Source organism: Bacillus sp. FJAT-28004 (genome assembly GCF_001280845.1).
Lineage (GTDB): Bacteria > Bacillota > Bacilli > Paenibacillales > Paenibacillaceae > Pristimantibacillus.
Map to the genome: position 1 here is coordinate 71,778 of NZ_LGHP01000001.1, position 15,915 is coordinate 87,692.

Genomic DNA, 15,915 nt, shown 5'->3' on the forward strand with positions numbered 1-15,915 from the left:
AGCATATCATATTAGTGGATCTGCTCTTATTTTTCTAGAACGTTCTCATTGATGCTGTCTAACTGTTGGTTGAAGAAAGTGCTATCTTGTACCTTTTTACGTATTTTAAATGAATACATATTTTGTAGAAACAGAGGTCTAATAATGATGATAACCGCAAAAACGGAAAAAGAAATTAAAATTGACACTGATTACTTACAGTCACTATTACGGCGAATTGTACCTTCTAAGTGTTTACAGTTATTATTGTGGAATTGTAGTCCTCTTGGAAAAAACAAGGAAGAAAGTTCGGTCTATAGGATATCTTGTACAGTTCTAGACAACAATAGAAAGCAAAATTATACAATGATTCTCAAAATATTAAAACCCGATTCTATGCGAAATCAAGTCGATCACTACTACTACTGGAAACGCGAAGCTTTGGTCTATCATTCAGGGATACTGAATCAATTGCCGCTTGGTATAAGGGCGCCCTTATTCCATACAGTAGAAGAGCATCCTGATGAAAATGTATGGATCTGGCTCGAGGATATAGCTATTGAATCTATCCAAAGTGACTGGTCATTCACGCACATGTGTAAAATATCCTACTTACTTGGAAAATACAATGGCGCTTACATAAAAGGAACTCCTCTCCCGACTGAATCTTTTTTATGCCACACTTGGATGCGTTCTTGGGTAGAGGTTTGTGCTGCTTATGCTAAACCCATTGAGGAGCAAAAAGTTATTTGGGATTCTTGCTTGAATGATTTTAATGGTAAGAGCTCTATGTGGGAGCTTTATCATAACAATAGAGACCGAGTAAACAGCTTGCTAGAGACATTAGAATTACTGCCTCGTGTATTTGCCCATCAAGACGTACACTGGGATAACATTTTTATAGAGCAATTGAATGGCAACGATTCATTAATAGCGATTGATTGGCAGTTTGCAAGTATCTCAGGTGTAGGAGAAGAGCTTGGTCGAATGTTTGGATATGCGTTATTAAAAAAGAAAGTCCCAGTTAACAAGGTAGCAGAATATAAGGAGGAGTTATTTCTAAATTATTTGCAAGGGCTTAGAGATGTGGGGTGGGATGGGAATTTCAAACTTGCTCGTTTTGGTTTTACTGCGAGTGCATCGCTTAGGTTTATCATGGTTATTGATAAGATGCTTAGTAACTTAGAAGAAGACGATAGAATAAACCAGAAAGAAAAATCAAGTCATCTGTTGTTAGTCACTCAGGCACTGCTTGAATTGGCAGAAGAGTCTTGGAACCTTAGAAGTCAAATAATATAATACATACGATTCCGCATACAAACAAAAACTAAAGTAAGGGTATCTTGCTGCGATGTGAGCGCTGATTTTCCGTCCGTGGAACAATCGTAAAAAAAAGGACCGTGTTCGCATCGTTTGCGACCGGTCCTTTTTTTTATTTATGGCGATAGATCATGCTGCGCCGAATGAAAGCTCCTATTAATCTCACCTCTTTTATATTTAAAAATCACCCGTAGTTATAAGCCTTTTCAAAGTTCTCTTCAACTACATAGGATGTATAATTATTTGTTTTTCAAAAAATAGTTTATCGAATATTAGGAGGTTTGAGTGATTGGCTAATAATAATTGTAAGTTTTCAAAGAAGCCTATGATTAGCGGAAACTGTAGATTGTTACCGATAAAAATCTGTTTTCCAGCTTGCAAAGCTCGAAGGGGACCTCAAGGAATACAAGGTCCAGCCGGATTACAAGGTCAAAAGGGAGCTCGTGGTATACAAGGTCTAACTGGTTCACAGGGTCGGAGGGGAGTTCGCGGTATACAAGGTCCGGCAGGTCCGCAAGGTATGATCGGTCCTCCGGGCCCTTCTCAGGTATTAGTGAATCAAACCGCATTTGTAGATCCAGTGTATGGTAATAATGCTACAGCAATGCTTGATAACGAGACAAAACCTTGGCGGACTGGGGCTGCAGCAGTTGCCGCAGCCCCCTCCGGAACGAGAATTGTCGTACGTCCCGGATCATATACGGAGACGAATTTGGCTAAGGATGGAATTAGTTGGGTCTTTGAAAAGGGAGCAATCGTGACGGCAGTAAATAGTCTATTCAATGATTTGGGAGCTGCAATCGCCTTTGACGTGCTAGGTGAAGGACAATTTCTAACCAATGGAGCGACAGCTGCAGGCAGTTCCATTCTTCAGAGCACAGGAGCTAGCATAATCCACTTTGAATGTGAATCGATGAGCGATACCGTAGGCAATACGATCAATCTCCTCGGCGGAGGGAATTATACCATAAACGTGAGAGAGAGTGTCACGAACAGTTTCGTCGGAGGTTCTGCCGTTGTGATATCGAACGGTACACTGTTTATGAATGCTTTTGCAATTTCGAATGATACCAATGGTACGGAAGATCTTATTCTATTTAATGGGTCAGGATCACTTAGTATAAACCTAGAAGTAACGATGATCACTAGCGGTGGCAGAGCGATTTTTGTTACAAATAGCGCCTCGCCCCAGACGTCGATTATCACCCTGCGATCCAGAACGATTCAAACAAATTCAGGTTTCATCTTTGATATCTCTCCTCTTTTTATGGGATCTTTTATTAGTTACTCAATAGCCTTGGTCGGTATTTCACAAGGAGTATCGGTTCAAGGTGGCAGCGGCAGTATGGTTAGTTTGAACTCGTATATATTAGTCGTAATTAATTCACCATCTCCTGCACTCGTAATTAATGGAAATACTATTTTTACGGGTGAGTTCGATAGGGTATTTAGTCAAGACAGATGTGTTCTAATGCAGAATGGAGAAGCAATTATCCATGCCAATGTAATGAATTCCTTCCAGACGGTAAACACGACTATTGATCTTCAAGGTGGGCAAAGCAGATTACAGGTAGATCTTATTTCAGGTTCAACAGGCTGTTATCACGTAACTGGAGGTCACCATAATTTAACTGTGATGCAGATGTCGACAAACGGAACGACGGTTCCTGCGGTTCGCGTGGCTAATAACAGCATCTTATTTATGAATTTTCAAGAGATTACCGGATCTGTTAACGGACTCATTTCGGTAGAAAGTGGAGGGAGTTTAAACATGCTTGGAGAGCGCATCTCCACTTTCGACAGCGGCACCGGTTTCAAGACAGCTCTTCTTATTAATGATGGGCAAGTTGAAGCGAATGTAAATGCGATCTCGGCCTTTGGCAGCTGTATTCATTTAACGCCGGGAGGGATCAATCCCAACATCCGTTGTTACGTGAACTCTTTCTCCAGCTCAGTCTTCGGTATTCCAGGCACTAGCCTCATTTTTCAAGAAGCAGGAAACTCGAATATTGAATTCAATCGCATGGATGCTGGCGCCTCCCTGCAGATGATTTCCTTAACAAATGGTAATATGGATATACAAGGAGAGTTTATGCTCAACACCCTTCCGGATTCTTCAATCGGTGTTGCAGTTACCGGTGGAAATTTCAATGGCACTATTGGCAGAATGCAATTAGGAACACGCGCATTAGAGGCGAGTGCAGGCAATGTCACTCTTACATTTAATGAGATAGCAGTCTTTCAACCTAGTACAGAACGGACGATTGTCTTGCTAGAGGGAAATACGAATGCCCGAATCGTTGGTGATCTTATTCAAGGTGGGGCAGATTATACGGGAATTGCTGTTCAGGATACGGCTTTTGTTGTGGCAGACATCAACGAAATCAGAGTCGGCGGGATCTGTATGCTGTATAACTCTAACTTGGCCTCAGACTTGTTCTTCGACAGGTTATTAGTCGTGGGCGGCGTAACCCTGACTGATGCTGCAGCCATCATTGTAAATTCCGGGATATTAAGAGTAAATGGCAGCATTATCGGAAATGACACCGGGCTTGCTACTGGAACAGGCATTATTGTTGCCAATGACGGAAATTTGATTGCAGATATTAACTTTATTCGCACAACAAACAATGCGCTGAGAACTTCCAGCACCGGATTCGTTCAATTGTATACAGACGAAGCGGAGGCTGGGGCGGAAGTCATTAATATCGTTAACCTACCGGGTGCTAACTCTGCGAACTATACGTTCAAAGGCCTCTATCGCTGTCAGGATCCGAACACAGCTGTGATTGCGATGAGCCCTGAGCCACCTGGTGTGCTTCGGTTAATTAATACGACGCTTATCAACGGGATAAGTCCTTCGATTTCTTCGCCTATCGCTATTGAGATAAAAAACTATGGTATTGTAACAGCTGCATTTAATCCAGATGCTGTTGTCACCTTTCTTTTCCCAGGATCAGTTAATATAGATCCTGCAGTTAATTAGACACGAGGATGTATGAAGGGAAGGCTGCGCTCTGTTGAGCGCAGCCTGTTTCTTTTAACGAAATCGAAAATAAAAACCTTTCAGAACTCCGTGATTAGCTTCTCCCGATGTTGATGAATGGACAAGTAAGGGGGACGGATTATTAATAAAATTGTCTGGAACAGCAATGTTGTCGATTGCTTAAGAGTCTACTAGAGTATAAAATCTATTTATTATTGTTGTATATGAATTCATAAATGGAATGCAATACTCTATTACGTAATAGCTGTATTTTGAATGCGCTTACTTTTAGGGGGAGGATGTATGAAACTATTAAATTCTAAGCTTCTTTTGAAATACTTCATATCTTATCTAGGTGTCTTGTTGATTCCGTTGATGATTATTAGTTTCGTAGTATTTAATTACTTTTCTACCTATTTAGAGGAAGATGTCATCCAGAACAATCAGGAGATGCTGAAACGAGTTCAAACTATTGTGGATAATGAAATGCAGGAAATGAGAAACATTGCTTATCAGATTGCAGTAGATGAGAGTTTGACTCCTTACATGGTCAGGAAGAATGGTTATGGGGGCATTCAAGCAGTAAGTTCGTTACAAAGCTACAGTATTTCGAATAGTTTTATTGAGGAGCTTTATTTATATTTTCGGGATGACAATCTATTATATTCACCTGTTAGTACGTACACGCCTTCTCGTTTGTTGAAAAATAAATACACATATAGACATTGGAATCTGGAAGAGTTCTTAAATACAATCAATCATGCAGAAAGACCTATACTAAGGCCTGCAGAGGAAGTTGTCCTACAAATTGAAGGTGGGCGAGTTGACAACTTGCTAACTTATATCGTTCCTATACCCGTATACGAGCCATCTCCATACGCGACTGTAATGTTTCAAATTAGAGAAAAAAAGCTGAAGGAGCTTATGCGTGGAATTCAGGATAATTACTCTGGAAATACTATCATACTAGATGAAACCGGGCAAATGATAACTTCGCTGTATGATGAAGAGTACATGCACGAATCAAAATATAAAGAGGAAATTCAAGCTTTTCAAGCTGGAGCAGGTTCTGATAAAGTAAACCTCTATCATAATGAGTATTTGAGATCTGTTGTTACATCTGATACTTCGAACTGGTCCTATATTACGCTTATTCCGACGAGTGAAGTGATGAAGGAAATAACTAAATTCAAATATATTGCGATGACTTTAATTTTAATTGTTTTGTTAGTAGGGAGCGCTATAGTATATTATCTATCCATTAAACAATATAATCCGATCAAGCATCTGATTGAAACCGCAGAAGCGAGATATGGTAAGAAATATAATACACGTAATGAATTTGATTTTATCCAACTGGTAGTAGATCATTTATCGGATAAGAATCAAGTACTGTCGGATCAAGTGCAGAGTAGTAAATCGGCATTACGGAATCTGTTGCTCTTTAAGCTTATGAAGGGACAAATATTAGATATTGAAGAATTTAATGCGGCTGGACGAGAAATACAGCTTACATTCTCAAAGCGATATTTTTCGGTGGCGGTGTTTTGGTTCGATCACGATAATGGTTCACAAAAAGATCGTTTAATTAGTTATGTAGAAGATAAAATAAAGTCTAGCGCGTTCGAAGGATATGTCAATGAAACGATTGATAACAATTCAGTGCTTGTTATATTAGCATCGGATCAACGGGGAGTAAATTATGTACAAGATCATGTTGCCGTAATAAAAAAAGAAATTTATGATACGTGGGAGTTTCCTGTTACAGTAGGGATCGGGAATCAGTATGAAGAGTCGCATCTGATTGGAAAATCGTATATGGAAGCAATGACGGCTATAAACTATAGGCTGATTTGGGGAAATAACAAAATTATTTGCTTCAATGATATACCGGAAAATATCTACGATATCAATGATTACCCTAAGAATGACTTTGAACAATTCGAATTGGCACTTAAACGAGAGGATACCGCTGCAGTAATTGATAGCATGGGTAAGATCACCCAATATATTAAAGATCATAACATCTCTATTTTAATGGCGAGAAGTATTTGTTATGACGTCGTCAATACAATTATCCGAACGATGCTAAGCATGAAAGCCAACTATTTTATCAATAAGGATAAGTACCCTGATGTTATCTCATTACTTAAGTTTGAAACGGTTGAACAATTGGAAGCGGAAGTAAACAGGATATGCCAGGATCTACTAAGTGCGATCGAAAAGAACAATAAGAGCTCAAGTACGGATATCAAATCAAGGATATTAGCTTATATGCAGAACAATTATTGTGAGCCTAACTTCTCGGTTCAAAACATGTCAGAGGACATCGGCGTTTCATCGTCCTATATTAGCCGCTATTTCAAAGAGCAAACGGGGCAATCGGTAACAGACTATGTCAATGTGCTCAGGATGGATCTGGCTAAGGAACTGCTGCAAACCAACAATGATTCATTGCAAATTGTTGTTAATAAAGTTGGATATTATGATGTGTCCAGCTTCATTAGAAAGTTTAAAGGAATGACAGGCCTTACTCCGGGAGAGTACAGGAAAAAACAGAAGTGAGCAGTAGTTGGAAAAGTCCTCAAATGGGGACTTTTTTTGTGTCATTAATCGCATATTGTTGTTAAGATTCAGCATATTATGGCACTTTAGTTCGTAATTTGCATATACAATCAGCGTTTGACTGATTAACAATGAAGGATCTGTAGACTATGCTGTAGTTAGATTTAATCACACAATTTGATTGGGGATGAAAGAGATGTAATTGTGACTGGCTTTCCCAAATTCAGAGGGCTGAGAAAGGAGTATGAGCTATGAAGCAGATCGGTGTGAACCAAATATCTGCTCAAGAAGACTTGAGTCATACTAGTTCGGTAAGAAAGAAAAAGGCTAATGTCACTCTTGATTACATGAAGAGAAATCTTGATCTTTATTTATTTGTGCTTCCTGTACTCATATATTTTGCAGTGTTCCACTATTATCCGTTGTATGGGGTACAAATTGCATTTAAAGACTTTTCTCCAACGGAAGGGATATTAGGGAGCAGTTGGGTAGGATTAGATCATTTCACCCGTTTTTTTAATTCCACATATGCTTGGGATATTATTAAAAATACACTGTTCATTAGTTTGTATGCGCTTGCAATTGGTTTTCCTGCTCCATTGATACTTGCTTTGCTGCTTAATCAAATACCGAACAAAAGGTTTAAAAGCATCGTGCAGACGATCACTTACGCACCTAATTTTATATCTTTTGTTGTTATAGTGGGGATGCTGTTAATCTTTCTTTCCCCATCTGCGGGTATTATTAATTCTGTTATCGCCATGTTTGGTGGTGACCCGATCAATTTCATGGGAAGCTCTAAACTATTTAGTTCAATTTATGTATTGTCTGATGTTTGGCAAACATGTGGTTGGGGAGCCATTATTTATTTGGCTGCATTAAGCGGTATTAGTCCAGAGCTGCATGAAGCCGCAATGATTGATGGAGCTAACAAACTTAAGAGAGTATGGCATATTGATCTGCCTGGCATTATGCCAACAGTTGTCATTCTGTTGATCCTAGCTCTAGGCGGAGTAATGAGCTTAGGGTTTGAAAAGATCTATTTGATGCAAAATGATTTGAATATTACTTCTTCCGAAATTATATCAACCTATGTCTATAAGGTAGGTTTGCAGGGTGGAGATTTCAGCTTTTCAACCGCGGTTGGACTTTTTAACAATGTTATTAATTTTGTGCTGCTTATTATTGTCAACGCAGTTGCTCGGAAAATATCTGATAACAGCTTATGGTAGAGAAAAGAGGAGAAACGGATGAAAGCAGCGTTCATTCATAAATCTAAAGTGGACAAGCTGTTTGATCTACTGAATTATATTATTCTTACGACGGTTATGATGCTAGTGCTTTATCCACTATATTTTATCGTCATTGCATCCATCAGCGATCCGATGCAAGTGAGTTTAGGAAAAGTATGGTTGTGGCCTAAAGGATTAACTATAGAAGGATACAAGGCAGTATTCTCCAATAACCAGCTTATGGTGGGCTTTCGAAATTCTTTATTCTATGCCGTAATCGGTACGGTATTCAGCCTTGTATTAACGCTGCCAGCAGCATATTCGTTATCAAGGAGAGATTTAAAAGGTAGAAATATATTTACATTTTTCCTGGTATTCACGATGTTTTTTAGCGGCGGTCTTATTCCATCCTATTTGTTGGTGAAAGACTTAGGTATGCTTAATACGATTTGGTCGATTATTATTCCGGGGTCAGTGAGTGTATGGAATATTATTATGTCGCGCACCTTCTTTCAGTCCACGATTCCTAATGAACTGCTTGAAGCGGCCAAAGTTGATGGATGCAGTAATAAGCGCTTCTTCATATCGATTGTCATTCCTTTGACGACACCGCTGATTGCAGTTATGATTCTGTTCTCATGTGTGAGCTACTGGAATTCCTATTTTAACGCAATGATCTATTTGAAAGAGCATGCATTGTTCCCGCTGCAGCTGGTATTGCGTGAGATTTTGGTGCAGAATACAGTTTCATTTTCCTTGATTAAAGATCAAGCATTAGTAGATCAGCAGCAGCAGCTTGCTATGTTAGTCAAATACGCTGTCATCATTGTTGCGAGCGCGCCGGTTCTCATTTTATATCCCTTTCTTCAAAAATACTTCGTTAAAGGTATCATGATTGGCTCGATTAAGGGATAAGCAAAGTCTATACAAGAAAATATGATTTACAATTCCAAAGGGGGGTTATCGTATGAAGATGAAAAAAGGGTTAATTTACGGTTCTATTTTGACATTAGCTATGTCTACTGTAGCAGGCTGCAGCAGTTCGGAGAAGAAGCCTGTTTCAGAAGCAGCGACACCGGAACAGGGTCAAGACGGCAGACCAATGGAGGGCAATGTATACCTTACTGGTCTTCCGATAGTAAAAGATAAATATTCTTTTAGTATTTTTATGCCTGGTGATACAAGTCTGGATGAAAAGGAAGCTTATCTAAAAATAGAAGAAGCAACTAATGTAGATGTTCAGTGGGACATGCAACCGTGGGCATCGGTTAACGAAAAGAAAAATCTGATGTTCTCGAGCGGTGATTATGCAGATGTTATCGCAAGCTGGGTGCTTCAGGAAACAGAAATTATGAAGTATGGCCCAAAGGGAGTATTTATTCCTTTAGAGGATCTAATTGATAAGTACACTATAAATATAAAGAAAATGTTTGAGGATGTTCCGGAAGCGCGCAAAGCTGTAACAACGCCAGATGGTCATATTTACACGATACCACTTGTACAACAGCAAGCGAATACGAAAGCAGTTTTGCACATTAACAAGCAGTGGCTGGATAAATTAAGCTTGGACATGCCAACAACAACAGATGAACTTTATGAGGTGTTGAAAGCATTCAAAAACAATGATCCTAATGGTAATAATAAAAAAGATGAAGTTCCTTTATCCTTTGAAATAAACGGTCCTAACAATAATCAATTTGGTTTCTTTGGATTTTTCGGCAGAGTAGATACGCCTAATCATCTTGCAGTTGAGGATGGGAAGGTATTATACACGGCAGTTCAACCAGAATGGAAGGAAGCCGTTAAATGGTTTAATAAGCTGTGGAATGAGGGTTTGCTTGACCTTGAAGTGTTTACTCATGATACAGATCAATGGAAAGCTAAAGGGCGGCAAAATCCACCAATCTACGGTGTAACCTCTGATTGGGATGGCGTTGAGTCGCTTGGTGAAGAGAACTTTAAGCAGTATGGGATATTGCTTCCAGTAACTGCGCCAAATGTTGAGCAAGCCGAGTGGCCGCAACCGGACCCAGATGTGTATAGAGCACAATTTGCAATTACTTCAGCTGCAGAACAGCCTGCTGCGATTCTCAGATGGTTGGATCAATTGTTTCCGGCTATTACAGAAGAGGGTTTAAATGAAACGCTGTATGGCAAGGAAGGCGAAGGATGGATAAAGACAGAGGACGGAAAATTTAAAGCACTGGCAGTATCAGAAGATCAAGCTGAGTATGCCAAAATAACAGGTTTTCCTAATTATTGGCCTTTTGATTTAAGTAAAAAGACAGAAGGAGTATATATGGGGCCGAATGCTGTAGCAGGGGAAAACTACAAGCTGTATACGCTTGCTGAAGCCTATGCTCCTTTTCTTACAAAAAATCCTTTTCCTCCGATCTGGCTAACGCCTGAACAACAAAATGAAGTTTCTACAATTCAAACAGACATCCAGAAAGCAACCGACGAAAGGTTTGCACGTTGGGTGACTGGTGAAGGTGATATTGAAGCGGATTGGGATCGCTTCCAAAAAGATCTTGAGAAGATGGGTCTCTCGAAACTAATTGCGATATATCAGGAAGCTGTGGACGCCTATAACAGACTTTAGTAGTTCACGCTCCATTTAAAGACGCGGGGTAGATGGCGGGTTTGGAGCTTAACGGTGAAAAACTTGGTGTCTACCCTGTCGTTATAAGGAGGAAAACACTATGAAATATCAAGTATTCAATGCCAACGAATGGTTGTATCCTGATAGTCTAGTAGACAAGGAAGGCTGTAAAAGTATTGATATACCGGTGGCCAGAGGCAGCTATGCCGCTTGCCAGATTCTGTTCAATGACGTTGATGTGGAATCGTCTATCGATTGTGAATGTACTGGCGGCAGTGACAACAGAATACAGAACCCGGAAATGTATCAACTGCTCGATATCTATGTAGAGAAGAACACGGGACCAATCGGGTTCTGCGTTCAAGAGGGAGAGTCAGCGAAAGGGTATACGACACGTCAAGCGCCATTCCGCGTATACGAAGCATTAAATCCGCTGACAGCGGATGTTCGCACACTTTCGCACACGGAGGCTTTGTACATAGCCTGGAAGATTCCAATGGACATCGAGCCTGGACTGTACAAAGGACAATTGGTCGTTAAGATCGGGGAACAAACCTGCAGCATTCCCTATCAATTGGAAGTGTTCTCTGCTGTCGTGCCTGAGAAGGAAACGCTGTCCATCATCAATTGGTTTATCCTGGGGAACATGGCCAAACGATATAATCTGGAGCAGTGGTCCGAAGATCACTGGGCTATGATCCGTCGCTATGGCGAAGTGATGAGGCGAGCACGTCAAACCCATTTCTGGGTACCGCTGGATGCGATCGATAAGGAACTGGTCGGTGAGAACCAATATCGCTTTAACTTCGATAAAGCCGAGCGTCTCATTCGTCTCTATCTTGATCTTGGATTTTCTGGTATAGAAGGCGGATTGCTTGCCGGACGGCAAGAATTCATGGGATCGGAATTTGTCATATGGAACACTTGGAATAACGGCGAGCCTATTAAAGCGATATCTTACGAAGGATACGCTTTCCTATCTCAATTCTTGCCTGCTTGGAGAGAGTTCTTACAGAAGAATGGTTGGCTGGACATCCTCATCCAGCATGTAGCGGATGAGCCTACGGAAAACAGCAAGGAAGAATATCGGATTCTATCCGGCATCGTGAGAAAGTTTATGCCGGGAGTGCCACTGCTTGAGGCGGTGGAAACCTCTGATTTGTCAGGAGCAGTGGATATATGGATTCCGAAAAACTCTTATTATCAGGAGCATCGCGAGGAATTTGAACGATTGCGGGCACTCGGAGACAAGCTGTGGTACTATACCTGCTGCTACCCTGGAGGCAGCTATTTAAATCGCCTATGGGATATGCCTTTGCTGCGGAGCAGATTTTTGCATTGGGGGAATTATAAGTATGATATGGAAGGATATTTACACTGGGGGCTAAATTGGTGTCCAGATGATAAAGATCCATTCAATCATACCGATATCTTCTTCCCGCCAGGCGACACTCATATCGTATACCCTGGCATGAACGGTCCGCTCTCCAGCATGCGTTTTGAAGCGATGAGAGCAGGCGCTGAAGATTACGAGCTGTTAAGAATTTTAGCTGCTAAAGACAAGGAACTAGCTGATGAAATCACAGCTTCTTGCTTGATCAGCTTTAACGAAGTCAACGAGGATCTTGTACACTTTGCTGACGCGCACCGCCGATTGCTGCAGGCTGTCTCCAAGTATACTTAGGGTAATCCATGGAGCAGAATGTAATCCTTGAGACAAGATGTCTCCATTCTCTAGTAAAAATATTTGCTGACGAAGACTTGAAAGAGCCAGCCTTTACCCAGGGGTCTTCACTGATCGGAGAATATTATTCCTTTCAAGTCGCGTATCGATCAGCTTCGTTCTTCAGAAACATTGTTGTGACCATCGATTCACCGCTTACTCATGATATAACGCTCAGAAGCGTAGGCTTAGTGCCTTCTGAACTGCCAAGTTATGAAGATCATGACGATTATTTGCTTCGAACGAAGCCTGGCTTGTATCCCGATCCACTGTACGATTTAGAAGGGAATATCGTGAGATCCCTTCCAAACCAATGGCGATCCGTCTGGATAACTGTTCGAGTTACGGAGAAAGTTGCACCCGGCATCCATCCGATTAGCATTCGGTTCACGAAAGAATCGGGCGAACAGTTAGGTGAGGAACAATTTCAACTCGAAGTTATTGCCGCTTCATTGCCAGAGCAGGAACTGATTCATACCGAATGGTTCTACTTGGATTGCCTGGCCACCGAGTATAAGGTAGTTGCGTTCTCGGATTCCCATTGGAAAATCATTGATGCTTACCTAACTAATTATGTCGAATACGGCATGAATATGATTCTGACCCCGTTGTTCACTCCTCCGCTAGAGATGCATGTCGGAGAGGAACGTCCGACGAATCAATTAATCGGAGTGACGAGAGAAGGAGAGCGGTACACCTTTGATTTTTCACGTTTGGAGAAATGGATGGAGTTGTGCTTAAGCAAGGGGATCCAATACTTTGAATTTTCTCACTTGTTCACGCAATGGGGAGCGAAACATGCGCCGAAAATTATAGCCGAGACGGGTGGTAACGAAGAGCGAATATTTGGCTGGGAAACGAATGCTGCTGGTGAAGAATACCGTAGTTTTTTGACTCAGTTTATTCCTGAACTGTTGAAGCTGATCAGTGCGCGCAGGCTGGAACATCAAGCTTACTTCCACGTATCGGACGAACCGTGGATCGGGGATATGCCATTCTATCAGGATGCCAGTACTCTGTTGCGCACTTTAATAGGAGATTTTCCCATTATCGATGCGTTATCAGATTACCAATTTTATGCGTCAGGCCTATTATCGCATCCTGTCGTGTCTACAGAACATATAGATACCTTTACCGAAAATCATGCGAGTAATCTGTGGGCCTATTATTGTTGCTGCGAGTATAAAGATGGCCTCTCCAACCGTTTTTTCAATATGCCCTCGGAACGTACGCGCATCATTGGGGCGCAACTGTATAAGTATGATATTCAAGGTTTTTTGCATTGGGGCTATAACCACTGGTACTCGCAGAAGTCGGTGATCCAGCCAATCGACCCCTTTAAAGTAACGGATGCGGATCATGGATTCCCGTCGGGGGATGCGTTTCTCGTGTATCCGGGTAAAAGCGGGCCTATCAGCTCTATCCGCTTGGCTGTGATGCGTGAAGCCATGCAGGATGTAAGAGCACTCAAGCTGTTGGAAGGGCTGATCGGCAAGCAAGAAACGATGAAGTGCTTGGAAGAAGACTTGCAAGAGCCGCTTACTTTTAGACGCTACGAGAAGCGTTCGATGTGGATTATAAACATGCGTGAACGCATCAATCGATTGATCAAAGATCGTATATAGGGGGTTATTTTGTGCTGAATATCTCGGAATGGCATGAGACGATGCTCTATCATAGGGTGCAGCCTTGCGGTCCGGTGCCTACTGTCGAAGATGAGGAAGGCATATATCCGTATGTGAGCTATTGTGAAACCGCTAAGAGACCAGACCTTTGCAGGTTCCGGATGATGGCTATCGAGAATGAATGGATCAAGGTCACAGTCTGTCCCGATCTTGGCGGAAAGGTTCATTCGTTGATCGATAAATCGAGTGGCAAGGAGATCTTGTTTCATTCGGGATCGATTCGTCCAGTCAGAATATTGCCTCGAATGGCTTTTATAAGCGGTGGTATCGAAGTCAGCTTTCCTATCGCCCATACACCAGTACAGATTGAGACCATTCACGCCTGCGTGAAGCAAATAGGAGATCGGCTTTACATATGGTGCGGAGAGCAGGAGATCCGTTACGGTATGCAATGGACCGTTGAATATTCGCTTGGGTCAGATGATCGCTATTTGACTCAGAGAACGTTATTCCATAATCCGACCTCACAAGCGCACTCCTGGATGTCTTGGTCCAATGCAGCTTTGCCGGCACGGTCTGATTCGCAATTTCATTTCCCGTCTGGGCAAGTATTGCGTCACGCAGATGTTCTTGAAGAGATCGAGTGGGAGAAGAACCGTGAATACCTGCTCGCTGATTATGACAGGATGCAAGGTTTCTTCTGGAGAACCACCGATTGCCATGCATTCGGGGTATATACGCCAAGTCTCGGCACCGGTTTGTACCACATTGCCGATCCAGTGGAAACACCCGGCATCAAGCTGTGGATATATGGAAATGGACCACATGAAGAGTGGGCTGAATTGTCAGTTGCCCGAAGAGAGAGCTATGTTGAGATTCAGGCAGGCCCATTAGTAGAGCAATCGGATAATGACAAGCTTAAACCAGGTGAACGCCACTTGCATACGCAATATTGGATACCTAGCTCCAAGCCGCTCGACATTCGCGAGTTGCAACTTCCCGAGCCTCAATTAATGGAGGCGGAACTTATCCCGTTATTTGACTGGGCTCCACATACGATGACAGCACCGTGGAGCAGACTTGTCGAAGCTTATCGGCTTGGGAAATCGGATCTGATTCCGAATCCGCCAGGGGCTGAGGAATGCGTGTGGCCGCCTTCAGGTATGGAACATCTGGGGGAAGCAATGGAGTGGGCATCTCAGTATGCTGATGAAGATAAGCGTGCTCAGTGGACGTATTATTTAGGAGTATGGTTGGCAGGGCGCGGAGACATAGATGAATGCCTTGAGCTTCTGAACTCGGTCGAGACCGATTGGAGCTGCGCTTTTCTGGGGAGGCTGTTGCGGGTAAGCAAGCAAGATTATGCGGCTTCACTGGAAGCTTACCGCAAGATGGATTCTCCCGCTTGGGCTCTTCACCCTCAAGTATTCATCGAAAGAGATATCACACTGTCTCATATTGGTCCGTCTACCCTTGAGGAAAGGGAGCAATGGTTTGAACAAGTCGATTCGCTTCTAGATGACGGACTAATGGAAAGGAAAGCATGGTTCCTTTTTGACAAAGGCGCGCTACTCGAAGCAAAAGCAATATTGGAACAGCATCCGTTTGAGAAGGTGCATCAACGATACAAGCGTTCTGAGTTGTGGCAGCTCATTGTGCAATCCATGCAAAGTACGGAGACTAAGGTTCCCGATAATCTAGGTGAAGATGATCTGGAGACTTACGGCGCCTATAGAGTGACCGAGTCACTCGCTGTTGAGCAATGACGATTATTCATAACTAATAAAATATGCCCTGAGGTAGATTAGAGTATAACCTTATTTATTTGGTCGTGCCTTTTTACCTTTCAGGGCTTTTTTGTGTTCATAAACAAGAAAAGTATT

General features: G+C 42.0%; 9 protein-coding genes. All 9 read left to right on the plus strand.

Annotated elements, in window-relative coordinates:
• The first annotated feature begins 144 nt into the window (after window positions 1-144).
• On the plus strand, window positions 145-1,278 hold the full coding sequence (locus AC787_RS00325; protein WP_054022965.1) for a hypothetical protein: 1,134 nt from the start codon (window positions 145-147) through the stop codon (window positions 1,276-1,278).
• A gap of 310 nt (window positions 1,279-1,588) precedes the next feature.
• A complete protein-coding gene (locus tag AC787_RS35010) occupies window positions 1,589-4,285 on the plus strand; it encodes a collagen-like protein (protein ID WP_054022966.1) in 2,697 nt (898 codons plus the stop codon).
• Window positions 4,286-4,588: 303 nt separating this feature from the next.
• On the plus strand, window positions 4,589-6,850 hold the full coding sequence (locus tag AC787_RS00335) for a helix-turn-helix domain-containing protein (protein ID WP_054022967.1): 2,262 nt from the start codon (window positions 4,589-4,591) through the stop codon (window positions 6,848-6,850).
• A gap of 251 nt (window positions 6,851-7,101) precedes the next feature.
• On the plus strand, window positions 7,102-8,082 hold the full coding sequence (locus AC787_RS00340; RefSeq protein ID WP_063847466.1) for an ABC transporter permease: 981 nt from the start codon (window positions 7,102-7,104) through the stop codon (window positions 8,080-8,082).
• A gap of 18 nt (window positions 8,083-8,100) precedes the next feature.
• Window positions 8,101-8,997 (plus strand): carbohydrate ABC transporter permease, encoded by an 897-nt coding sequence (locus tag AC787_RS00345; RefSeq protein ID WP_054022968.1) that lies wholly within the window; start codon window positions 8,101-8,103, stop codon window positions 8,995-8,997.
• 52 nt (window positions 8,998-9,049) lie between these two features.
• Window positions 9,050-10,684, plus strand: coding sequence for an extracellular solute-binding protein (locus AC787_RS00350; RefSeq protein WP_054022969.1), 1,635 nt, complete (start codon window positions 9,050-9,052; stop codon window positions 10,682-10,684).
• A 100-nt stretch (window positions 10,685-10,784) separates the two neighbouring features.
• Window positions 10,785-12,368 carry a DUF4091 domain-containing protein gene (locus tag AC787_RS00355; RefSeq protein WP_054022970.1) on the plus strand — a complete coding sequence of 528 codons (1,584 nt, stop codon included), beginning with the start codon at window positions 10,785-10,787 and terminating at the stop codon, window positions 12,366-12,368.
• An 8-nt stretch (window positions 12,369-12,376) separates the two neighbouring features.
• On the plus strand, window positions 12,377-14,032 hold the full coding sequence (locus AC787_RS00360; RefSeq protein ID WP_054022971.1) for a DUF4091 domain-containing protein: 1,656 nt from the start codon (window positions 12,377-12,379) through the stop codon (window positions 14,030-14,032).
• 11 nt (window positions 14,033-14,043) lie between these two features.
• The gene (locus AC787_RS00365) at window positions 14,044-15,798 is read left to right on the plus strand and encodes a DUF5107 domain-containing protein (RefSeq protein WP_054022972.1); all 1,755 of its coding nucleotides are present in this window, start codon (window positions 14,044-14,046) and stop codon (window positions 15,796-15,798) included.
• The last annotated feature ends 117 nt before the right edge of the window (window positions 15,799-15,915 follow it).

Bases quoted from the DNA above. Each gene is read 5' to 3' on its own strand.
- AC787_RS00325 (WP_054022965.1), top strand. From the start codon at position 145: ATGATGATAACCGCAAAAACGGAAAAAGAAATTAAAATTGACACTGAT.
- AC787_RS00335 (WP_054022967.1), top strand. From the start codon at position 4,589: ATGAAACTATTAAATTCTAAGCTTCTTTTGAAATACTTCATATCTTAT.
- AC787_RS00340 (WP_063847466.1), top strand. From the start codon at position 7,102: ATGAAGCAGATCGGTGTGAACCAAATATCTGCTCAAGAAGACTTGAGT.
- AC787_RS00345 (WP_054022968.1), top strand. From the start codon at position 8,101: ATGAAAGCAGCGTTCATTCATAAATCTAAAGTGGACAAGCTGTTTGAT.
- AC787_RS00350 (WP_054022969.1), top strand. From the start codon at position 9,050: ATGAAGATGAAAAAAGGGTTAATTTACGGTTCTATTTTGACATTAGCT.
- AC787_RS00355 (WP_054022970.1), top strand. From the start codon at position 10,785: ATGAAATATCAAGTATTCAATGCCAACGAATGGTTGTATCCTGATAGT.
- AC787_RS00360 (WP_054022971.1), top strand. From the start codon at position 12,377: ATGGAGCAGAATGTAATCCTTGAGACAAGATGTCTCCATTCTCTAGTA.